General features: G+C 65.8%; 19 protein-coding genes. 6 read left to right on the forward strand and 13 right to left on the reverse strand.

Annotated elements, in window-relative coordinates; genetic code table 11:
- Positions 1-27 precede the first annotated feature (27 nt).
- Positions 28-1,260, reverse strand: coding sequence for a bifunctional alpha/beta hydrolase/OsmC family protein (locus tag F7R26_RS29630; RefSeq protein WP_150989411.1), 1,233 nt, complete (start codon positions 1,258-1,260; stop codon positions 28-30).
- Positions 1,261-1,583: 323 nt separating this feature from the next.
- On the opposite strand from F7R26_RS29630, the gene F7R26_RS29635 reads away from it, so the two are divergent.
- Positions 1,584-1,988 (forward strand): FKBP-type peptidyl-prolyl cis-trans isomerase, encoded by a 405-nt coding sequence (locus F7R26_RS29635; protein ID WP_150989414.1) that lies wholly within the window; start codon positions 1,584-1,586, stop codon positions 1,986-1,988.
- Between the two features lie 79 nt (positions 1,989-2,067).
- Here the strand turns inward: F7R26_RS29635 and hfq are convergent, their stop codons facing one another.
- A complete protein-coding gene (hfq, locus tag F7R26_RS29640; protein ID WP_150989417.1) occupies positions 2,068-2,442 on the reverse strand; it encodes an RNA chaperone Hfq in 375 nt (124 codons plus the stop codon).
- A gap of 360 nt (positions 2,443-2,802) precedes the next feature.
- On the opposite strand from hfq, the gene F7R26_RS29645 reads away from it, so the two are divergent.
- From F7R26_RS29645 to F7R26_RS29655, 3 genes are all read left to right on the forward strand, one after another.
- Positions 2,803-3,726: a LysR family transcriptional regulator gene (locus F7R26_RS29645; RefSeq protein ID WP_150989420.1), complete on the forward strand. Its 924-nt coding sequence runs from the start codon at positions 2,803-2,805 to the stop codon at positions 3,724-3,726.
- A 323-nt stretch (positions 3,727-4,049) separates the two neighbouring features.
- Positions 4,050-5,351 (forward strand): MFS transporter, encoded by a 1,302-nt coding sequence (locus tag F7R26_RS29650; protein WP_150989423.1) that lies wholly within the window; start codon positions 4,050-4,052, stop codon positions 5,349-5,351.
- A gap of 52 nt (positions 5,352-5,403) precedes the next feature.
- The gene (locus tag F7R26_RS29655) at positions 5,404-6,588 is read left to right on the forward strand and encodes a M20 aminoacylase family protein (protein ID WP_150989426.1); all 1,185 of its coding nucleotides are present in this window, start codon (positions 5,404-5,406) and stop codon (positions 6,586-6,588) included.
- Positions 6,589-6,737: 149 nt separating this feature from the next.
- Here the strand turns inward: F7R26_RS29655 and F7R26_RS29660 are convergent, their stop codons facing one another.
- From F7R26_RS29660 to F7R26_RS29670, 3 genes are all read right to left on the reverse strand, one after another.
- Positions 6,738-7,169: a hypothetical protein gene (locus F7R26_RS29660; protein WP_150989429.1), complete on the reverse strand. Its 432-nt coding sequence runs from the start codon at positions 7,167-7,169 to the stop codon at positions 6,738-6,740.
- Positions 7,169-8,188: a M35 family metalloendopeptidase gene (locus F7R26_RS29665; protein WP_150989432.1), complete on the reverse strand. Its 1,020-nt coding sequence runs from the start codon at positions 8,186-8,188 to the stop codon at positions 7,169-7,171. The genes F7R26_RS29660 and F7R26_RS29665 overlap by 1 nt, the downstream gene beginning before the upstream one ends.
- A 666-nt stretch (positions 8,189-8,854) precedes the next feature.
- Entirely contained in the window at positions 8,855-10,492 is a 1,638-nt protein-coding gene (locus F7R26_RS29670) for an acyl-CoA synthetase (protein ID WP_150989435.1), read from the reverse strand.
- A 159-nt stretch (positions 10,493-10,651) separates the two neighbouring features.
- On the opposite strand from F7R26_RS29670, the gene F7R26_RS29675 reads away from it, so the two are divergent.
- On the forward strand, positions 10,652-11,407 hold the full coding sequence (locus F7R26_RS29675; protein WP_241754578.1) for a Crp/Fnr family transcriptional regulator: 756 nt from the start codon (positions 10,652-10,654) through the stop codon (positions 11,405-11,407).
- A 151-nt stretch (positions 11,408-11,558) separates the two neighbouring features.
- Positions 11,559-12,206 (forward strand): AraC family transcriptional regulator, encoded by a 648-nt coding sequence (locus F7R26_RS29680; RefSeq protein WP_150989438.1) that lies wholly within the window; start codon positions 11,559-11,561, stop codon positions 12,204-12,206.
- 271 nt (positions 12,207-12,477) lie between these two features.
- Here F7R26_RS29680 and F7R26_RS29685 read toward each other — a convergent pair whose 3' ends face one another.
- From F7R26_RS29685 to F7R26_RS29720, 8 genes are all read right to left on the reverse strand, one after another.
- On the reverse strand, positions 12,478-12,780 hold the full coding sequence (locus F7R26_RS29685; protein WP_150989440.1) for a hypothetical protein: 303 nt from the start codon (positions 12,778-12,780) through the stop codon (positions 12,478-12,480).
- 235 nt (positions 12,781-13,015) lie between these two features.
- The gene (gene dmpG / locus F7R26_RS29690; protein ID WP_150989443.1) at positions 13,016-14,032 is read right to left on the reverse strand and encodes a 4-hydroxy-2-oxovalerate aldolase; all 1,017 of its coding nucleotides are present in this window, start codon (positions 14,030-14,032) and stop codon (positions 13,016-13,018) included.
- 27 nt (positions 14,033-14,059) lie between these two features.
- A complete protein-coding gene (locus F7R26_RS29695) occupies positions 14,060-15,010 on the reverse strand; it encodes an acetaldehyde dehydrogenase (acetylating) (protein ID WP_150989447.1) in 951 nt (316 codons plus the stop codon).
- Positions 15,011-15,036: 26 nt separating this feature from the next.
- Positions 15,037-16,017 (reverse strand): Bug family tripartite tricarboxylate transporter substrate binding protein, encoded by a 981-nt coding sequence (locus F7R26_RS29700; RefSeq protein ID WP_150989450.1) that lies wholly within the window; start codon positions 16,015-16,017, stop codon positions 15,037-15,039.
- A 52-nt stretch (positions 16,018-16,069) separates the two neighbouring features.
- The gene (gene mhpD, locus F7R26_RS29705; RefSeq protein WP_206702529.1) at positions 16,070-16,861 is read right to left on the reverse strand and encodes a 2-keto-4-pentenoate hydratase; all 792 of its coding nucleotides are present in this window, start codon (positions 16,859-16,861) and stop codon (positions 16,070-16,072) included.
- Between the two features lie 17 nt (positions 16,862-16,878).
- Positions 16,879-17,829: a 3-carboxyethylcatechol 2,3-dioxygenase gene (locus F7R26_RS29710; protein ID WP_150989453.1), complete on the reverse strand. Its 951-nt coding sequence runs from the start codon at positions 17,827-17,829 to the stop codon at positions 16,879-16,881.
- Between the two features lies 1 nt (position 17,830).
- Positions 17,831-19,684, reverse strand: coding sequence for a bifunctional 3-(3-hydroxy-phenyl)propionate/3-hydroxycinnamic acid hydroxylase (locus F7R26_RS29715; protein WP_150989456.1), 1,854 nt, complete (start codon positions 19,682-19,684; stop codon positions 17,831-17,833).
- A gap of 33 nt (positions 19,685-19,717) precedes the next feature.
- Positions 19,718-20,653, reverse strand: a complete 936-nt coding sequence (locus F7R26_RS29720; RefSeq protein WP_150989459.1) for an alpha/beta fold hydrolase — start codon at positions 20,651-20,653, stop codon at positions 19,718-19,720.
- Positions 20,654-20,697 lie beyond the last annotated feature (44 nt).

Consider the following 20,697-nt stretch of genomic DNA (forward strand, 5'->3'; position numbering starts at 1 on the left):
CCGCCTCTTCCGGCTCGTGCCGGCAGCCTACCCGGCGACTGTCTCCGCCAGATGGGTGCGCACCACCACCTCCGAATGCAGGGTGCGGTGGACCGGGCACTTGTCGGCGATCTCCAGCAGCGCCACGCGTTGCGCCTCGTCCAGCGGGCCGCGCATGGTGATCTCCCGCTCGATCCAGTCGATCTTGCCTTCGGTGGTGGAGCACTCCGCGCAATCGGCCGCGTGGATCTTCTCGTGGCGCAGCGTCACGGCCACGTGTTCCAGCGGCCAGCCCTTGCGGTCCGCATACATGCGCATGGTCATGGCAGTGCAGGCGCCCAGCCCCGCCAGCAGCAGGTCGTAAGGCGCAGGGCCGCCGTTGAGGCCGCCAAACGAAACGGGCTCGTCGGCCAGCAAGTGATGAGGCCCGGCGGTGATGCGCTCCTGGTACTTGCCAACGTGGCTTTCCTCCACCCGCACCAGCCCTTCCTCGGCCACCGCGGCCGGCACATCCAGGGCATCGATGTCGAGATAACGCTGGCTCCATGCCGCGATGGTGTTGGCCACGTAAACGGCATCGGCCTTGCGCGTGAGCAGGTGATCGGCGCGGTCGAGCGAGACGAAGCTCTTGGGATGCTTGGCGGCAATGAAAATCTGCGTGGCGTTGTCGATGCCGACGGTGTCGTCCTGCGGCGCATGCATGACCAGCAGCGCCTTGCGCAGCTTGGCTACGCTATCGAGCAGCTTCTGCTCGGCCACGTCTTCGATGAACTGCCGCTTGATCTTGAACGGACGGCCGGCGAGCCGGACCTCGGCTTCTCCATCGGCCTCGATGCGCGCGGCCTGGTCGCCGAACAGGCCGACCACATGGCTCGGATCGCTCGGCGCGGCGATGGTGACAACCGCCTTGGCTTCGGGGATGCCGTGCGCGGCGCTGAGCACCGCCGCGCCGCCCAGGCTGTGGCCGATCAGCAAGGCCGGCGCCCGGTGATGCTGGCGCAGATAGTCCGCCGCCGCCAGCAGGTCGGCCACGTTGGACGAGAAATTGGTATTGGCGAAATCGCCGCCGCTGCCGCCAAGGCCGGTGAAATCAAAGCGCAGCACGGCGATGCCGTGTGCCGTCAGCGCCTGCGCGATACGCGTCGCCGCCAGCACGTCCTTGCCGCAAGTGAAGCAATGGGCGAACAAGGCAAAGGTGCGCACCGGGCCAACTGGCAAATCCAGCCGCGCGGAGAGTTGCTGACCATCACTTCCCGGGAACTGCAGGCGCTGGGCTTCCATGGGTATCCTCATGCTTGACGCGAACTGTACGAGGTTCCCACTCTAGCCAAGTTTGCCGCCGGGTGCTACTGGCGTCGCATGGCTGGCCGCGCACAACGCGCAGAGGCGACGGCAGGCTTGCCAGCGCTTTGCTTTCCGTTGTACGGCAAGCGCTATCGGCACAGGTTCGTGCTGACCACCCCAGCCGGTTGCTCAGGACGGCGATGACCACCGGCTCGAGCCAGGAGAAGGCTTCCTGCAATGCCGGCATCCATCATATTAAGATGTTGGTTTTCCCGCCGGCGCGACCGGCCAACTTCCCCCTCCACTCTGCCAGCACACACATGAAGACGATTGCACTGCTACTTGCCGCACTGGGCATGGCGTCCCTCGCCCACGCAGCCGCCCCGGCCGCGGAGACCCTGCCGTCCGGCATGTCCATCCAGACCCTTGTCAAGGGCACCGGCGCCACGCCGAAGGCCTCCGATGTGGTCAAGGTGCACTACCGCGGCACCCTCACCGACGGTACCGAGTTCGACAGCTCCTACAAGCGCGGCCAGCCGATCTCGTTCCCGCTGAACCGCGTCATTCCCTGCTGGACGGAAGGCGTGCAGAAGATGCAGGTTGGCGGCAAGGCCAAGCTGGTGTGCCCGGGCCCGACCGCCTATGGCGCGCGCGGCGTGCCCGGCACGATCCCGCCGAACGCCACGCTGAACTTTGAAGTCGAGCTGCTAGGCATCGGCAACTGACGGCAACCGCCGGCAACCGACACAAGGTGGCCTCACCACCTTTCGCAAGGCCCCGGCCGCCCGGCCAGGACGGCCAGCATTACTCGCCTGAACCGCCTGGCACCATGGCGCGGCGCTTGCGCGTAACCACCAGCGGTGCCTGGGCGTTGCCTTCCGAAGACACACGCGGCGGACGGGGGCCCGAGCCGGGCGTGCGCGGGCCTGCGCCGGGCGGACGTGCGCCGCCACCGCCGCCGGGAGGACGCGTGCCGGTATCCAGCTGGATCGTCGAGATGGCGCGCTTGTAGATGGTCTGCATGCCGCCGGGCGTGCTCAGCATCACCACGAATGCGTCGAAAGACTCGATGGAGCCGACGAGCCGGATGCCGCTGACCAGGTACACCTGCACACGCTTGCGCTCTTTGCGCGTGGTGTTCAGGAAGGAGTTTTGCGGGTTGGTGTCGTCAAGCTGCATGGGATATTGAGAGTAAGGCAGACGAAGCGCTGCGAGAAAAAGATGGCTACTGCGGCGCAGCTTCGTCGGCGGTGCACCGATGCACAATATCGGTGCGCACGCGCTAACGCAAGATGAATCAGGCACGCCGGGATGGCAGCGCATCATGATTGCTTGCAGTGGCTAGGCTTGCCATTCTAGCGCAAGCCGGATGCAGTTCCCCGCGCAAGGAGCATGCCAATGGTTCCGGCGCCTGGCTGAAAGCCACCTCAAGGCCACCTCACGGCCACCTCCCACGCGGATCTCAGCACCAGGCGCCCATCCTTTCACGCCGCCCGCTTTGCCATTAACATGTGCGCCCACGATCCAGCAGGCCACCCCATGAAGCTCAACCAGCTGCGCGCCCTGGCCGCCGTTGCCGAAACCGGCAGCATCCAGGAAGCCTCGCGCATCCTTCACCTGACCCAGCCCGCGCTGAGCAAGGCCATCAAGGAGCTGGAGAGCAGCGTCGGCGCCACCTTGTTCGTGCGCTCGAGCAAGGGCGTGCAGCTCACGCCCTTTGGTCAGCGGCTGGTCTCGCATGCACGGCTGATCAGCGAGAATGTGCGCCGCGCGCGCGAAGACCTGGAAGACATGAAAGGCACGGTGCAAAGCGAGATCACCGTGGGGGTGACGCCGGTCACTGCGCTGATGCGGCCAATGGCGGCCTGCCTGAGCACCTTCCGCCGCGAGTTCCCGAACGCCCGGCTGCGGGTGCTGGAAATGCGTCCGGCGCAATTGCTGGAGCACCTGCGCGAGGGCACCATGGATTTCGCGGTGACCTCACAGTTGCTGCCGCTGGATCGCGGGCTGGACTGCACCCAGGTGTGCCGGCTGCCGACCGTGATCGGTGCCCGGCGCGGGCATGCGCTGCGCGCGGCACGCTCGGTGCGCGTGCTGCAGCAGGCGGACTGGCTCGCGCTGGACCCGCTGTCCGATGCCAGCTCGCCTTTTCATCAGTTGTTCGCGGGTAACGGCCTGGCAGTGCCGGCCCGGGTGATCGAATGCACATCGATGGGCTTGGCACTGGACCTGTGCTGGCAGGTTGACACCCTGATCCTGCTTTCCAGCGAGTCGCTTGGCAGCAAGTACATTACCGAGCGGATGGATTTCATCGAGATCGCCGAACCCGTGCCCGACCGCATCATCTCGCTGGTCACGCGCGACCGGCATGTGCTGACCTGGGCGGCAGCGCGCCTGCACGACGCCGTGCTGCAAGCGCTGGCGAGCCACTATCCGCCACCGGGCAACCCCGCCGCCCAGTGAGCGCCCGCACGCGCCGGCAACGCGCATGCGGGCCAGGCAATGCCCCAGCACCGCGCTGGCCCGGCATGACGCAAACCACCCCCGATTAAAACCCATAACAATCAATTAGTTACGGGCAACGATCAAATCAAAGGGCAATGAAAACAAGCCCATTGCCTGACGCCGCGCGCCCAAGCGGCGGCCGCCCCCTGATTCCCAATGCTCATACCCATGAAAAAAAGCGAAGTGCTTATCCCTCGCGCGGCCCCTAACATGCCCCCACACCGAGAGTAACGGGGCCACGCCGCACCCGCTGCCCATCTACCCCAGCCGAGGAGGACAGCATGACCATCGCCCACACCGCACCAGGCCATCCGGCCGGCGCCGTGCCCGCCACTGCCGCCCGCCCGCACTCGCGCCGCGCCATCGTTGCCGCCGCCATCGGCAACGGGCTGGAAATGTACGACTTCACAGTCTATAGCTTCTTTGCCGCCACCATCGGCAAGTTGTTCTTTCCGTCCAGCAGCCCGCTGGCATCGTTGCTGCTGTCTTTCGCCACCTTTGGTGTCGGCTTCGTGATGCGTCCCCTGGGCGCGGTGCTGATCGGCAACCTGGCCGACCAGCGCGGCCGCAAGGCGGCGCTTACGCTCACCATCGTGCTGATGACGGCGGGCACCGCGCTGATCGCCTTCACGCCCACCCATGCCAGCATCGGCGTGACCGCCACCGTGCTGGTGGTTGTCGGCCGGCTGCTGCAAGGCTTGTCGGCTGGCGGCGAAATCGGCGCCGCATCGGCCCTGCTGCTGGAGACCGCCAGCAAGCGCAACCGTTGTTTCCTGGTCAGCTGGCAAGCCGCCACGCAAGGCGGTGCCGCGCTGCTGGGCGCGCTGACGGGAGCCGCGGCATCGGCCTTGCTGAGCCCCGATGCCATGCTTGAGTGGGGCTGGCGCCTGCCGTTCATGCTTGGCCTGCTGATTGCGCCGGTGGGCATGTATATCCGCCGGCACCTGCAAGAAACCCACGAAGGCGGCAGCGCGCATGGCGGTGTCGGCACGGTGTTCCGCGAACATGGCCGCACGCTGTTGCTAGGCATGCTGCTGATGACCGGCAGCACCTCATCCATGTACATCATGGTGTTCTACATGCCCACTTACCTGGTGCGCGCTTTGCATATGCCACCTGTCACCGCCTTCCTGGCGGCATGCACGGCAGGCGCTGCCATGCTGGTGATGGCGCCTTTGTTCGGCCTGCTGGCCGACCGGCTGCCGAGCCGCAAGCCCCTGCTGTTTACCGGTGGGCTGACTTCGCTGGCGCTGGTCTACCCCAACTTCACGCTGCTGTGCGCAGGCCCCAGCCTGCCGCTCACCATGGCGCTGATCGGCGGGGCCGTTACCCTGGGCTCGGTCGGCAGCGGCGCGGGTGCCGCCCTGATGATGGAAGCGCTGCCGCGCCACCAGCGCGCCACTGGCATGTCGGTGATGTACAGCTTTGGCGTGACCGTGTTCGGCGGCTTTGCCCCGCTGATCGTAACCTGGCTGATCAGCGCCACGGGCAGCAACATGGCGCCTGCCGGATACCTGATCGCGGCCTCCTGCATCAGCCTGACCGCGCTGGCGCTGTTCCCCAGCCACCCTGGGCGCGACTGACCCGCGACGCAAAACCCAACCCATCCGACATCACGACACACACCCTGCAGCCATGACCAAGCACCCAGGAAACATCCCGCCAGCATTGACCGAATCCGCCGAGCGCTTCGCCGAACTGCGCCACCGCATCCACGCCCACCCAGAGCTGGGCGCCGACGTGCCACGCACCGCTGAGATGGCCGCCGCGCTGCTGCGCGAGTGGGGCTATAGCGTGCACACCGTAGGCGGCCACGGGCTGGTGGCGCAACTCAAGGTGGGCAACGGCGCGCGCACCATCGGCATCCGTGCCGACATGGACGCGCTGCCGCTGCAGGAGCGCACCGGCCTGCCCTATGCCAGCCAGGTAGCAGGACGCATGCACGCCTGCGGCCATGACGGCCACACCGCCACGCTGCTGGCCGCAGCCGAGTACCTGGCCGCCACACGCCACTTCGACGGCACCCTCAACCTGATCTTCCAGCCCGACGAGGAAGGCATGACCGGCGCGCTGGCCATGATGAACGACGGCCTGTTCGAGCGTTTCCCCTGCGACGCGATCTACGCCTTTCACAATGCGCCCGGCCTGCCGGTTGGCATGGCGGTCGTGCAGAGCGGCCCGATGGGCGGCTCCTCGGACCGTGCCACGATCACGTTCCGCGGCAAGGGCGGCCATGGCGCCATGCCCCACCGCGCCACCGACCCCACACTGGCCCTCGCCTCGACCGTGGTGGCGCTGCAAGGCATCGTGGCGCGCAATGTGGCGCCGGTCGACGCCGCCGTGATCAGCGTGGGCGAGATGCAGGCCGGCAGCACCTACAACATCATCCCGGAGACCGCAACGCTGAAGCTGAGCGTGCGCGCCACCGTGGCGCAGGTGCGAGACCTGCTGGAGACCCGCATCCGCGAGGTGGTGACGCACCAGGCCGCCTCGTGCGGCGTGACGGCAGACATCGCCTATGAGCGCCTGGCGCCCGCGATCTGCAATACCGTGGAAGAAACCGCCATCGCACGGCAGGCCGTGGCCAGCGTGCTGGGCAGCGACAAGGTCATCCAGGTGCCGCCCTCGATGCAGATGGGCAGCGAGGATTTCGCGTGGATGCTGGAGAGGATGCCGGGCTGCTATTTTGCACTGGGCAATGGCACCGGCGAGTGGGTAGGCTGCTCGGTGCACAACGACGGATATGATTTCAACGACCAGCTGATTCCGCTTGGCGCTGCGTGCTGGGTGGCGCTGGCCGAAGGCTATCTGCGCGCCTGAGACCGCGGCATGGCCGGTTTTCTCCCTGCCTTCGCCAAGGCCTTGTCTGAGGTTATTTAGAGAGCGTCAGGGACACTGCCTGCAGGTGGGTAGCCGGCCCAGGGCGCCCCCGCACGAGGGGACACGGCCAAGTAGGCACGGGGAACAACTCACCGACTCGCTTTGTCGCAACATGCGTGCGGGCATCGCGGGTTTACAGCTATCGTAACGGTGTTCAGGAACGTGGCGGCATCCGCTGATGGAGCGTAGTGGTTGTCGATGTCGCGAATCTCTGGCTGGTGAATGTCCGCGCCGTTGACATCCATGTGCTCAAGCAGATCGGCAAGCCAACGTGCACGCGCTTCGGCAAGCTTCCTGGAGATTCCGGCGCTCTCGTTCTGCCAGAGCGACATGAATACCTCAAAGCCCGCGGGAAACGCTTGCCGCGTATCACTGCGCCACGCGGCCAGCCGAGCAATTTCGGGGACGGAGAGCTTCGCGGCCCCACGCTCGAAAATGGGTTCGTGCGTCAAGAATGCAGGCCGGCAGGCATAGGCAGGCAACACACAGAGCAATACGAATGCAACGAGCAGCTTTTTCATCACGGTCTCCATGCTGGCGGCCTGTAGCTCCAATTTGGGATGTTCGTCACGTAGTATGCGATGTTATCTGCATTGACGATGCAAAACTGATTGCGCGCTTTGGCCCGAAGCCTTGACAGGAGAATGCTGTACCACTTGTCTTCAGAGTTCATCGCCTCCGGGAAATGTGAAACCTCATGAATGAGTACTGTTAGCTTACTATCCTTATCGAAGGGGATTCCCTCTGGGCTATTCTGCTCATGATCCAGACGGCAGAATTTTGGGCCGACAAAAATAGTGTAGGTGCCATCCGGCTTGCAAACACTCGCGGTAGCTTCAATCTCCCCATCGCGGGCACGCGGTACACACCCCACGCGCCGGAGTCTCTCTCCTGAATGGCGTTCAAAGTTCCTTTCACGCAAGCTTCCCATAATGTCACGGATTCTGGTCAACCCATCGCGTAGCGTTTGCCGCGTATTGCCAGACGCGTGACCGAACCACAGGATCACCTTGTCCTGGTCTGCCTGATTCCACCGCGACAACTCGAAAAGCCGATCACTCAGCAGCCGTACCGCCTTGTCACGTAGTTGCATCATGGTTGCATGAAATTCGACGTTGCTCATTTTTGGGCAAATTAAGCTCTCGTCCTCGGCGTATTGCCTATTTTGTATATCCTCAACAAGCTTGTTCGAAGCATCCGGGGCTAGATTGCTTGTTGGTATGCTCGGTGCCGCACCTCGGTATCCTCCTCGGTTCACTTCGATGGTGAAGTCCCTCTGTGAGGGAATAACAAACGGCCTTGTTGAACATTTGCAGAAGACTCGTGCTCCGCTTACAAGCACTTGTTTGCCGTCTATGTCGAAGGCCGGGTAGCAGTCGTTCATCACAGGGCCACCAGCCTTGCAAGCAGGACAGGTTGCGTAGTCGCCTTCGACACCCAACGTTACGTTGTGATGGAAAACGCTGCGACCGGTAGCGATGAGTATGCCGTTCGTGCTTGTTTTATCTCCATTGCGGAGTGCATCGCGAGTGTCAGCCATTGGGCCTCTAAGTCATCCGTGTTAGCAGTGAATACGTTGAACAGTCCCGCCCCCCACTCGGCTGTAGCCGGCGAGACCTTGCTTTCGACGTAGACGTCAACGGGGGGAAGGTAGACCGAGACGCTATGGCCCTCTCAGGCTTCTCCGGATCTGGGTATTCGTAAGACGCACGGCAGATTCACCCTTCGCCAGCTTGTCGCGGACGAGGATAAACACGCTTGGTGAGCTGTGGAGGACGTGCCCGCAAGAGCGAACGCTCTTGATCTGTTGCGACAATGCTGCTCCTTTCGAGTGGAACGCTAACTAGTTAGCTTCACCCAAAAGCACACTCAATGTCATTGGGAAAATTCCGAAATAATGCAAGGAATTTTCAGAAAGAAGTCCGCGTTGCTGGGGCAGGGATAGCCAAAAGCCAGCGCAATAGACATCCCATACGGCTACCCTGCCGCGCCGCTACGCCAGGTGGTCATCCCTGCCATAAGCCAACTCAACTGCCGCCCGAGCCTCTTGGCAAGACCCGGTTCTCGGGCAATGTGTGACCCGCCGCGGACTTGCAGGTACAAGGTGGCCTCTTCTGCTTGCGGGAGAGCAGCTGTGAGGAGAGGAGGTGACAGCCGCCTTCATCGCAGACGGCTCTGGCGTATCTAGCGACTTCGGACAAAGCCCTTACACGTCGATCGCCGCATCCGACTTGACCTTCTTGCGCAACTCGAACTTCTGGATCTTGCCCGTCGATGTCTTGGGCAACGGCCCGAAGTACACCGCCTTGGGCACCTTGAAGCCCGCCAGCAGGGTGCGGCAATGGGCGATCAGCTCCTCGGCCGTGGCACTGGCGCCATCCTTCAGTTCCACGAACGCGCAGGGCGTCTCGCCCCATTTCACATCCGGCTGCGCCACCACCGCCACGGCCAGCACGGCGGGATGGCGATAGATCGCGTCTTCCACTTCCACGCTGGAGATATTCTCGCCACCGGAGATGATGATGTCCTTGCTGCGGTCCTTGATCTTGACGTAGCCGTCTGGCGTGCACACGCCCAGGTCGCCGGTATGGAACCAGCCGCCGGCAAATGCCTCGCGCGTGGCCTTCTCGTTCTTGAGGTAGCCCTTCATGCAGATGTTGCCGCGGAACATGATCTCGCCGATTTCCTCGCCGTCCGAGGCCACCGGCTGCATGGTGTCCGGGTCAAGCACCGCCACCTCCGTCTGCAGGTGGTAACGCACGCCCTGCCGTGCCTTCTTGGTGGCGCGGTCCTCTTGCGACAGGCCGGCCCAGTCGTCCTGCTCGGCGCATACCGCGGCGGGGCCGTAGGTTTCGGTCAGGCCATAGACATGGGTCAACGCGAAACCCATGGCCTCCATCTGCGCCAGCACCGCGGCGGGCGGCGGCGCACCCGCGACCATGCCGCGCACCGGGCCGCGCAGGCCTTCGCGCCAGGCGGGCGGGGCGTTGACCAGCGCGGTATGCACGATCGGCGCGGCGCAATAGTGCGTCACGCCCTCGTCGCGCATCAGGTCGAACACCAGCTTGGGTTCGAACTTGCGCAGGCAGACGTTGACGCCGGCGCGTGCCGCGATGGTCCACGGGAAGCACCAGCCGTTGCAGTGGAACATCGGCAGCGTCCACAGGTACACCGCATGCTTGGGCAGGTCCCACTCCAGGATGTTGGAGATGGCGTTGATGGCCGCGCCGCGATGGTGGTAGACGACGCCCTTGGGGTCGCCGGTGGTGCCCGAGGTGTAGTTGAGCGCGATCGCATCCCACTCGTCAGCGGGCATCTGCCAGGCGAATTCGGGATCGCCCGAGGCCAGCAGGCGCTCATAGTCGGTCTCGCCGAAGGCCGGAGCGTCCTGGGGGCCGAGCGCGTCCAGCACCGCCACCACCTTCAGCCCGGGAATCTCGTTGGCGATCTGCCGCGCCAGGTCGGCAAACTCGGTATCGGCCAGCAGCACCCGCGCTTCGCCATGGCGCAGCATGAAGATCAGGTTAGAAGCGTCGAGCCGGATATTCAGCGCATTGAGCACCGCGCCCGCCATCGGCACCCCGAAGTGCGCCTCCACCATGGCAGGCGTATTGGGCAGCAAGGCCGCAACGGTATCGCCCTTGCCCACGCCCAGGCTGGCCAGCCCGCTGGCCAGGCGCCGTGCCCGCGCGTAGGTGTCGCGCCAGTTCTGGCGCACCGGGCCGTGCACGATGGCCAGCCGGTCGCCATACACGCTGGCGGCGCGCGCCAGGAAATCGATGGGTGTGAGGGGTACGTGATTGGCCGGGTTCTTGCCCAGGCCGGTGTCGAAATCGCTTGGCATTGCCGTAGTCTCCGCATGCGCCGGCTGTGCGGGTATTGGCCCTCGGGATGTGCCGCGCGCCGCCGGTCGCTGTTACTTTTCACTGTGCAAGGCTATCATCGCACAGGACCAAGCTCTGTCGTCCGGATGACAATGCCCGTGCCGGGCCAAGCCGAAATCATGCCCAGCCTGCCCGCAGCCACACCCAGATCGCCTACCCCTCCCCCCGCAGATATCACGACGCCACCGCCCTGCACCGGGCATGCCGCCCTGCTTTCCCGGCATGAATGGTTCGCCGCGCTAGCGCCTGGCCACCAGGCGCTGGCAACGCGGCAGGTGGTGGTGCAGGATTTTGCCGCTGGCGCCTTCATCGCGCATCGTGGCGAGCCATCGCGCTACTGGATCGGGGTCGAGACCGGCCTGATCAAGCTCGCGGTCTACACGCCGGATGGGCGCGGTTGCACCTTTTCTGGGGTACCGGCGGGCGGCTGGTGTGGAGAAGGCAGTGTCATCAAGCGCGAAGCGCGGAGATACGATGTGATCGCCATCCGCGACTCCCGCATGGCGCTGGTGCCCGACACGGTGTTCCACACCTTGCTCAGCGAAAGCCTGCCGTTTGCCAGCTTCGTGGTGCGCCAGTTGAACGAGCGCATGGGCCAGTTCATCGCCACCGTGCAGAACGAGCGGCTGCTGAGCGTCGATGCCCGCGTGGCGCAGGCGGTTGCCCAACTCTTCCACCCGGCGCTGTACCCCCGTACCAGCGCGGTGCTGGAGCTGTCGCAGGAGGAGATCGGCCTGCTGACGGGGCTCTCGCGCCAGCGGGTCAACCAGGCGCTGCGGCGCCTGGCGGCGGAGGGCATGGTCGATTTGTCGTACCAGAGCATCCGGGTGACCGACCTTGAGCGTTTGCGCCACTTTGGCCTGTCGGAGCTGTAGGCAGCGACCATCGTGCAGCGGTCGCGGCCAAGGCCGGCGTTGAAACCCGCCTTCGGCATCGTGAAACTCACTGGCCGCGCGAAGCCGTACAATGCGATTTTTCCCTGGCGCCGCGCCCGATGCGCGCCAGCCTGCGTCACCTGAGCTTCGCATGGCCCTCGTCAGCAGCACCGATCTGCGCCTGTCTCACCTGCGCTTCCCCTTTGCCGTGCGCGTCGACGCGCGGCATGGCACCGCGCGCCTGCGCGACGCGAACGCGCGGCGGGAGGTGACGCCTGGCAACCCGTTCGTGGTGCCGGCGTTTGCGTACTTCGATTGCGACCTGCTGCCAGCGCCGGGCCAAAGCACCACCATCACGCTGCAGGAAGTGCCGGACGACGCATGCCCGCGCATGACCCTGGCCACCCTGCCGGGCTGCCCGTGCCATTCGGAGAAACACTGGTCACGCGCGCTTGCCGGCGAGATCTTCGGCCTGCCTCGGCTACCGTGGAATGCGGCACTGGTCGCGCAGCGATGGGAAGTCACCCCGCGGCTGGTACGCGCACGGCTGTTCGCCGAGGGCGAGGCGCTAGGCGCGCTGCTGCGCGAGCAGCGCGTCGCGCGCGCGGTGTACCTGCTTGCCGGCTTCAGCGACGTGCGCACCGAGTGGCTGGCCGCGCAAGTGGGCCTGGGCAGCGTGGCTGCGTTAGCCTGCGCTTGCGCGAACACGCTGGGCCCTGCCGCGTTGAGCCTGCTCGAACCTGGCGATAACCGCGGAACCCCGCCGGGTCCGGCGTCGCGCATGCACCTGGCGGCATGAGAGGCCGGCCTCTGGCGGTGACCTTGCAGCCGCTGATCGTGCGCTTTGTGCTGTCGGTGGCGCTGCTGGTCGGCTTGTAAAAACCTGCGGGATTTGTAAAAAGGGGCTGGCAGGACCTTGGCTAGCGGGCCCTGGAAGTGCAGATCCAACGACTTGCAATGCGTGTCGGACGCAGATTGGACGCAGCAACCGTACGAAAGAAGAAAGCGAAAGACTGCGCCATCCCTTGCCAGACCGGGATTCCCGGGGTATCAGCCGCGGTGGGACGCTCTCATGTGGCGCCAGCGCACAAGCCGTGGCACGCGCCTTGCGCCTTTCCCTCTCGCGGCACTACCGCCGCGCCATGGAGACAGAGATGGGACAGCAACAGCAACAGCAACCCGGCCAAGGCCAGCAAGACCAAAGCAAGCAGCACCAGCAAGGTGGCCAACAAGGCGGACAGCAAGGTGGCCAGGATCAGAAGGGCGGCCAGCAACAGCAGCAGGACCGCGGCCAGGACAAGCAAGGCCAGCAAGGCCAGAAGACCGATCAGGCCGGGCAACAAAACCAGCAAGGCCAGAAGAGTGGCCAGCAAGTCCACCGCTAGCCGCATGGGGCTGCAACAGCCACTGCAATAGCCTTCAGGGCCCGCCGCGATCTAACACGGCTGACCTTGGGCGAATTAACGCTCTTTGCTCGCGGTGACGTTCTGCGTCGCCGCAACGCGCCGCCTCCCCGGCGAAAGCGGGGAGGCGGCGTTGTGTTTACTGCCGAGGCACTGAGCCGCCAGCGGCTTGCCAGGCAACATGAAACCTGAGGCGCCGATGACCTTAGCGCGCCTTGAGCAAATCCAGCGCCACGTCGACGATCATGTCTTCCTGCCCGCCCACCATGCGGCGGCGGCCCAGCTCCACCAGCACGTCGACGGTCTTCAGGCCGTACTTGCTCGCAGCGGCCTCGCTGTGGCGCAGGAAGCTGGAGTACACGCCGGCATAGCCCAGCGCCAGCGTTTCGCGGTCGACCCGCACGGGCCGGTCCTGCAGCGGACGCACGATGTCATCGGCCGCGTCCATCAGCTTGTACAGGTCGCAGCCGTGGTCCCATCCCATGCGCTCGGCGGCCGCGATAAAGACCTCCAGCGGGGCGTTGCCGGCGCCGGCGCCCATGCCGGCCAGGCTGGCGTCCACGCGGTCGCAGCCCTCCTCCACCGCCACAATGCTGTTGGCGACGCCCAGGCTCAGGTTGTGGTGCGCGTGCATGCCGGTCTGCGTTTCCGGCTTCAGCACCGCCTTGAAGGCGCGAAAGCGGTCGCGGACATCGTTCATGGTCAGCGCGCCGCCGGAGTCCACCACATAGCAGCAGGTGGCGCCGTAGCTCTCCATCAGCTTGGCCTGCGCGGCAAGGTGCTGCGGCGTGGTCATGTGGCTCATCATCAGGAAGCCGACGGCTTCCATGCCCAGATGGCGCGCGTACTCGATATGCTGCCGCGAGACGTCCGCCTCGGTGCAATGCGTGGCCACGCGGACGATGCGCGCGCCGGCATCATAGGCTGCCTTGAGGTCGTGGACGGTGCCAATGCCCGGCAGCAGCAGCGTGGCGATCTTTGCGTGCTTGACCACGCTGGCCGCCGCCTCGATCCATTCCAGGTCGGTGTGGGCGCCAAAGCCATAGTTGAAGCTGGATCCCTGCAGCCCATCGCCGTGGGCCACTTCGATCGAATCGACCTTGGCGTCATCCAGCGCCTTGGCGATTTGCCGGGCCTGCTCGACGCTGTACTGGTGGCGGATGGCATGGCTGCCGTCGCGCAGCGTCACATCGGAAATGTAGATCTTCTTTTGGCCTTGCATGGCAGGCACTCCTTATCTGCAGGTAAGTCAGGCGGCGGCGCGCTGGGCAAGCATGGCGCTCGCCATCCGCTCGGCGATGGTGAGCGCGGCGCTGGTCATGATGTCGAGATTGCCGGCGTAGGCCGGGAGGTAGTGCGCCGCGCCTTCCACCTCCAGGAACACCGAGGTCTTGAGCCCGCTCACACGCCCCACCCCGGGCACCACCAGCGGTGCATCCGCCGGGATGCGGTCGAACTGCACCTTCTGCTTGAGGCGATAGCCGGGCACGTATTGCCGCACCTCGGCGGCCATGGCGTCGATCGACGCGGCGATGGCAGCCTCGTCCGCCATCTCGCTCAGGCAATACACCGTGTCGCGCATGATCAGCGGCGGCTCGGCCGGGTTGAGCACGATGATGGCCTTGCCCTTGCTGGCTCCACCGATGGCTTCGATCGCCTTGGAGGTGGTCTCGGTGAACTCATCGATGTTGGCGCGCGTGCCGGGCCCCGCGCTCTTGCTGGAGATGCTGGCCACGATCTCGGCATACAGCACCGGCGCCACCCGCGATACGGCCGCCACCATGGGGATGGTGGCCTGTCCGCCGCAGGTGACCATGTTGACGTTGTGCGCGTCCAGGTGCGCATCGCCGTTGACCACCGGGATGCAGTAAGGGCCAATGGCCGCCGGCGTCAGGTCGATCATGCGCAGCGACGGCCGCAGGCCGCGCAGGAACGCATCGTTGTTCACGTGCGCGCCGGCGCTGGTGGCATCGAACACCACATCGATATCGCCGAACACAGGCAGGCGCGTCAACCCTTCCACGCCTTCGTGGGTGGTCGCCACGCCCAGGCGCGCGGCGCGCGCCAGGCCGTCCGATGCCGGGTCGATGCCGACCATCGCGCCCATCTCGATATGCGCGCCATGGCGCAGTATCTTGATCATCAGGTCGGTGCCGATATTGCCGGAACCGATGATGGCGGCTTTCAGTTTGCGGGTCATGGATCTCTCCTGTTGGAACTCTTGCGTCATTCCACGCTGGCGCCGCTGGCCTTGACCAGCGGGGCCCAACGCGTGCTTTCACTGTTGAGGAAGGCGCCGAACTGCTGCGGCGTCATGGGCAGCGCTTCCAGACCCTGGTCGGCAAAGCGCTTGGTCACCTCGGGCGCCTTGAGCGCCTTGAGCGCTGCCTCGTTGAGACGCGCGACGATGGCATCGGGCGTGCCGGCCTTGACCACCATGCCAAACCAGACGCCGGCATCCAGCCCGCCGATGCCGAGTTCGGAGAGCGTGCGCACGTCCGGCAACGAAGGCGAGCGGCGCGGCGCGGCGATGGCCAGCGGCTTGACCTTGCCGCCCTTGATCAGCGGCGAGGTGGTGATCACCGGGTCGAACATCATGTCGACCTGCCCGGCCATCACATCCTGCAAGGCCGGGGCGGAGCCCTTGTAAGCCACGTGCGTCATGTGGCCGCCGGCCTTCTCGGCAAACAAGCCGCCCAGCAGGTGGCCGATCGAGCCGATCCCCTGCGAGGCATAGTTCACGCCGTTCGGCTTGCTCTTGGACAGCGCTACCAGGTCCTTGACGGAATTGACGGGGCTGCCCTGCGGCACCACCAGCACCAGGGGCGACGACGCCAGCGCCGTCACGGGCTTGAAATCCTTGAGCGGGTCGTACGAGAAATTCCGGTACAGGCCGGGATTGATCGCGAACATTTCGGTGGCGGCCACGAACATGGTGTAGCCATCCGCGTCGGCGCGCTTGACCGATTGCGCCGCGATCTGGCCGCCACCGCCGGGACGGTTCTCGACCACGACCGGCTTGCCAAGGCCGGTCTGCATCTGCTGCGCCATCTGGCGCGCGATCATGTCGGTCACGCCGCCGGCGGGGAACGGCACCACGATGGTCAGCGGGTGGCTGGGGAACGTGTCGGCATGGACGGGGGCGCTGCCAAGCACACCGGCGGTCACGAGCAGTGCGCCTGCGAGGATGGATCTGGTGGGTTGCATGTTGTCTCCTTGTGTTTTTTTAATGTGATGAAAAAGCTTGAGGTGGCGGGCGTCAGTCCGGCGCAAACCGCGCCCGCACGCTGCCGATGCCGCTGATGCGGGCCTCGAAGCACTGCCCCGGCGCCACGGCCACCATCGGCCCCAGCGCACCGGTCAGGATCAGGTCGCCGGCACGCAGCGGGTCCCCCAGCGAGGCCAGTTTCCGGGCCAGCCAGACTGCGGCGTTAAGCGGATGGCCAAGGCAATCCGCGCCGCAACCCGTGGAAACCCGCTCGTCATCACGCAGCATTTCCATCTTCACGGTCTTCAGGTCCAGGCCAGCCAGCAGCACCGGCACTGCGCCCAGCACCACCAGGCCGCTGGAGGCGTTGTCAGCCACGGTATCCACGTACGAGATATCCCAGTTGCGGATGCGGCTGCCGACCACTTCAATCGCAGGCAGCACGTAGGCGACGGCGTTGATCAGGTCGACCAAGGTGGCGTCCTTCTCCCGCACATCGCGGCAGAGCACCAGCGCGACCTCGGCTTCGGCCTTCGGCTGCAGGGTGCGGGCGAGCGGAATCGGCTCGTCGTCGCCGAAGACCATGTCGGCAAACAACGTGCCGAAGTCAGGCTGGTCCACGCCAAGCTGGCGCTGCACCGCAGGCGAGGTCAGGCCGATCTTGCGGCCTACCACGCGGCGGCCTTGGGCCCGCCACGCGTCGACGTTGGCGCGCTGGATGGCATAAGCCATCGCTGCATCGCCCGGAGGGATTTCGCCGCGCAGCGGCTCGACCGGCGTGCGCGTCTGCTCTGCCTCGCGCAGCCGCCTGGCGAGCGCGAGCGTCATTTCCTGGTTTGACATGGTTAGTCCTGGTTGGGTTATGCGTGCCCGGTGGCGGGCTGTGCCTGCATCACGCCGAAGCCTGCGATCCACTCGTCGATGGGCCGGTAGTACTCGATCGATGCCTGGTAAGGCCCGGCAGCGGACAGCGCGCCAAAGGCGGCGATCCAGGTGCGGATCTCGTGCGCCGACTTGCCGGCGTCACGCGTGATGTCGTCATTGCGCATGGCATCCACCGCGGCAAGATTTGCGCTGGCCAGCCGTTCCAGGAAGGCGCGGTCCCAGGCCGGGTTGAGCGGATGCAGGGGGCTGTCGCCTTTGGTGAACGCTTGCGCGGCGGCCACGGTACGCGCCTGGCGGGCAGCGCGCGACTCGGGCGGCGGATTGCGCCCGGCAATCAGGCGCTCGGCGGCCTGCGCATCGGCCGAGGCGATTTCCGGCACGGGCGGCTCGTGCGAGATGCCGCCCGACCCCACCACCAGCACACGCTTGCCCAGGCCCTGCAGGAAGCGTCCGATCGCGTCGCCAAGCAGCCGCGCACGCCGGCACGTTGCCATGGGCGGCGCCACCGAGTTGATGAAGACGGGGATGACCGGGCAAACGTCCAGCCCGCCCAGCAGGACTTCCAGCGCCTGCGCGCAGCCGTGGTCCACCTGCATGCGGTAGGACACGGCCACATCCACGTCGCGGTCCAGCACCGCCTGCGCCATCGCGAGGGCGGTGTCGCGCGGCACATCGAGCGGGCCCGCCAGGCTCTTGAAGTCGCCAATGGCACTGGCCGCCACGCCGATGCAGAACTGCGGCATCACGTCGTAAAAGAAGCCGTTGAAGTGATCCGGCGCAAAGACCACCACCAGCTCCGGCGCAAAGGCTTGCACGCGCGCGCGCGCCGCGGCCTGCACGCGCTCCACTTCGGCCACGATCTCCGGCGCGGGATCGTGGTAGCCGTGCAGCGGCGTATGGGACAGGCATTCGAGATGCATCGGCATGTCAGGCTCCCCGCGCAAAGGCGATGGCGCGGTCGCGCGCCGGCTGCGCGGGAAAAGCGCCCGGTACGGCAGCAGCCGACGGTGACGCGTCGAACAGCGCTAGCTTTCCGGCCAGCGCCTGGATGGCATCGGACACCTGCTGCGGCGAGCACATACCGGCGATAAAGCGGTCGGGGCGCAGCAGCACCACGGAGCCGGGCAGCTTGCCGAACCACTCCTTGAGACGCCCGGCGGTGTCGCCGATGGCGATCACCCCTTGCGGCACGTCGTCGCGATAGGCAAGCTGCGTATCGGGCTTGGCCATGACGAAGCACGCGCCCAGCTTCTCCCAGACAGCGCGCGCTTGCGGCGTCAGGCCAAAGGTCGGGTCCGCGCCCCAGGCGACGATGGCAAAGCGATTGCCGATCACGTCATCCAGGCGCATGGTATGGCCTTGCTCGGTCCGCACCATTGGCTGGATGAACATGCGCCCGACCGGCGAGCTTCCCGCCGGATCGCGGCCGTGAACGAGCCGGCCAACCAGCGAATCCCGCTTCTCGCTCATCAGGCCCAGCATGCGTCCGAGCGGCGAATTGCCGGAGCGCTCCAGCAAGCGCGCAAGGAAGCGGTCGTCACCCTGGCGCTCGGGCAATAGCACCACACCCGATTCATAACGCGGCATGGGCTTGAAGCGCATCTCCACGAAGTACTGCTTGACCGAGGGAAATACGTTCAGCACGCGGGTCAGGCCGTCGCGCAACGACGCGCCGAAGCGGCTGGCGGGCGCGAAGATGTCGCCCGCCACTTCGGACAGGTGGATCATCGAGCGCGCGTGGGCGCGCCGCTCCATGCCGTAGGTATCCAGCAGGCGGTCCTGCGCCACGCCCTTGACCACCATCGCCAGCTTCCAGCCCAGGTTGCTCGCGTCGCGGATGCCGCTGTTGTAGCCCTGCCCCTGCCAGACCGGCATGATATGCGCCGCGTCGCCCGCCAGCAGCACGCGCTTGACGCGGAACGTCCGCGCCAGGCGCGCGTTATGGGTGTAGACGCGCTTGCGGATGTAGTCGACCTTGTCCGGATCGGCCACCACCTTGCGGATCAGCGCGGCGAGGTTCTCCGGCCGGGACAGTTCCTCTTCCGTCTCGCCAGGCATGACCATGAACTCGAAGCGGCGGATCCCGTGCGGGAGCGCGGCCGACACATAGGGACGCGTCGGGTCGCAGTGCATGTAGATATGCGGCGTGCCGATCGGGTCATTGCGTACGTCCACCACGATCCACTGGTTGGGCTTGGTGCGGCCTTCAAACGGCACGTCCAGCGTGCGCCGCACGACGCTGTTGCCGCCATCGCAGCCGGCCAGGTAGGCGGCGCGGATGGCGGTGACACGTCCGTGCGCGTCTTCCGCGCGGATCGTCACGCCGTGTTCGTCCTGCGTGAAGGCCGATACGCCATGGCCGAACAGCACCTGCACATGGGCAAAGCGCTGCAGGCCCTCGTACAGGATCTGGTCCGCCAGCGGCTGGATAAAGGCGTTGCGGCGGGACCAGCCGAACTCATCGGTGCGCGGCTCGATCGACGCGAAGCAGCGCCCGGTATGCGTGACAAAACGCATCCAGTGGTGCGGCGTGGTATGCGGCAGCAGCGCATCGGCCAGGCCAACCGACTGGAACACCCGCAGGGCCTCGTCGTCCAGGCCAATGGCGCGGGGGTAGTCGATGATCTGGTCCAGCTTCTCGACCAGCACGACGCGCACGCCCTGCAGCCCAAGGATATTGGCGATCATCAGGCCCACCGGGCCGGCGCCGATGATGGCGACGTCAGTGTCCAGATCCTGCGCACGAGCGTCTTCGCCCGCCATCTCGATGGCGTTGTTCATGTCTCCCCTCCTGCTTGTCCGGTACTTGCCGGCTTAGACCGTGGCCGCTTCCGGCACGGCGTTGCCGAGCAGGAAATTCAGGTGAATGCGGTTGAAGGTGTCGGCATCCTCGAACTGCGGCCAGTGGCCGCAGCCGTCCATCACCGTAAACAGCGCGCCGGGAATCATCGTGGCGATGCGCCGTCCTTCCGACACATCGGCGGTGGGATCGTCGGAGGTCCACAGCACCAGCGTCGGGGCCTTGATGCGGCCATAGTGTTCGGCGCGAAGGATGTTGCGCTGGCGCGTTTCCATGTCCTGCAGCACCATGTTGCCGCGCTGGGCCTCGACCATGCCGGGTTGCGCGTAGATGGCCTGACGCGTGGCGATCAGGTCGTCGAAGGCCTTGGCCTTGTCGGCCATCAGCCATTCCACGCGCGCCTTGATGAAATCCCAGCCCGGTTCTTCCACGGCGCGCATCGACAGCGTCTTGAGGCGCTCCATCACCACCGGGTCCGCCTGCGAGCCACCCGCGGTGTTCAGCACCAGCCGCTCCACGCGTTCGGGATGGTCGATCGCCAGGCGCGCGGCCACCCAGCCGCCCAGCGATTCCCCGCTGAATGCAGCGCGCGCGATGCCGAGGGTATCCATCACGCGGATCACGTGGTCGACGTAATCGGCAATCTCGCGCCCGCCCGCCGGCTTGTCGGTCCAGCCGTGGCCGATCATGTCGATCGCCCATACGTCGAAATGCTCGGCATGCGATTGCAGGTTGCGCACGTAGGCCTCGGCGTGGCCGCCGACGCCGTGCAACAGGATCAAAGCGGGCTTGTCGCTGCTGCCCGCATGCAGGTAGCGGGTGCGGATGCCCTTGGCATCGAGCCAGCCCTGGCTGAAGGAAACGCCGCGCAGCTCGCCCCAAATGCTCTGGAACGGCAATTCGGGCTGGCTGGACGGGACGGACTTGAGGGGCGTGGCGGCGGTCGACATCGTGTCTCCTTCGTTCGTGAATGTTTTTGGATGGCTAACTGGTA

Origin of the sequence: Cupriavidus basilensis, assembly GCF_008801925.2 — a bacterium.
GTDB lineage: Bacteria > Pseudomonadota > Gammaproteobacteria > Burkholderiales > Burkholderiaceae > Cupriavidus > Cupriavidus basilensis.

What these genes read in the sequence shown, in the direction of transcription:
- F7R26_RS29630 (WP_150989411.1), bottom strand. Translation starts at nt 1,260, where the DNA reads ATGGAAGCCCAGCGCCTGCAGTTCCCGGGAAGTGATGGTCAGCAACTC.
- F7R26_RS29635 (WP_150989414.1), top strand. Translation starts at nt 1,584, where the DNA reads ATGAAGACGATTGCACTGCTACTTGCCGCACTGGGCATGGCGTCCCTC.
- hfq (WP_150989417.1), bottom strand. Translation starts at nt 2,442, where the DNA reads ATGCAGCTTGACGACACCAACCCGCAAAACTCCTTCCTGAACACCACG.
- F7R26_RS29645 (WP_150989420.1), top strand. Translation starts at nt 2,803, where the DNA reads ATGAAGCTCAACCAGCTGCGCGCCCTGGCCGCCGTTGCCGAAACCGGC.
- F7R26_RS29650 (WP_150989423.1), top strand. Translation starts at nt 4,050, where the DNA reads ATGACCATCGCCCACACCGCACCAGGCCATCCGGCCGGCGCCGTGCCC.
- F7R26_RS29655 (WP_150989426.1), top strand. Translation starts at nt 5,404, where the DNA reads ATGACCAAGCACCCAGGAAACATCCCGCCAGCATTGACCGAATCCGCC.
- F7R26_RS29660 (WP_150989429.1), bottom strand. Translation starts at nt 7,169, where the DNA reads ATGAAAAAGCTGCTCGTTGCATTCGTATTGCTCTGTGTGTTGCCTGCC.
- F7R26_RS29665 (WP_150989432.1), bottom strand. Translation starts at nt 8,188, where the DNA reads ATGGCTGACACTCGCGATGCACTCCGCAATGGAGATAAAACAAGCACG.
- F7R26_RS29670 (WP_150989435.1), bottom strand. Translation starts at nt 10,492, where the DNA reads ATGCCAAGCGATTTCGACACCGGCCTGGGCAAGAACCCGGCCAATCAC.
- F7R26_RS29675 (WP_241754578.1), top strand. Translation starts at nt 10,652, where the DNA reads ATGCCCAGCCTGCCCGCAGCCACACCCAGATCGCCTACCCCTCCCCCC.
- F7R26_RS29680 (WP_150989438.1), top strand. Translation starts at nt 11,559, where the DNA reads ATGGCCCTCGTCAGCAGCACCGATCTGCGCCTGTCTCACCTGCGCTTC.
- dmpG (WP_150989443.1), bottom strand. Translation starts at nt 14,032, where the DNA reads ATGCAAGGCCAAAAGAAGATCTACATTTCCGATGTGACGCTGCGCGAC.
- F7R26_RS29695 (WP_150989447.1), bottom strand. Translation starts at nt 15,010, where the DNA reads ATGACCCGCAAACTGAAAGCCGCCATCATCGGTTCCGGCAATATCGGC.
- F7R26_RS29700 (WP_150989450.1), bottom strand. Translation starts at nt 16,017, where the DNA reads ATGCAACCCACCAGATCCATCCTCGCAGGCGCACTGCTCGTGACCGCC.
- mhpD (WP_206702529.1), bottom strand. Translation starts at nt 16,861, where the DNA reads ATGTCAAACCAGGAAATGACGCTCGCGCTCGCCAGGCGGCTGCGCGAG.
- F7R26_RS29710 (WP_150989453.1), bottom strand. Translation starts at nt 17,829, where the DNA reads ATGCCGATGCATCTCGAATGCCTGTCCCATACGCCGCTGCACGGCTAC.
- F7R26_RS29715 (WP_150989456.1), bottom strand. Translation starts at nt 19,684, where the DNA reads ATGAACAACGCCATCGAGATGGCGGGCGAAGACGCTCGTGCGCAGGAT.
- F7R26_RS29720 (WP_150989459.1), bottom strand. Translation starts at nt 20,653, where the DNA reads ATGTCGACCGCCGCCACGCCCCTCAAGTCCGTCCCGTCCAGCCAGCCC.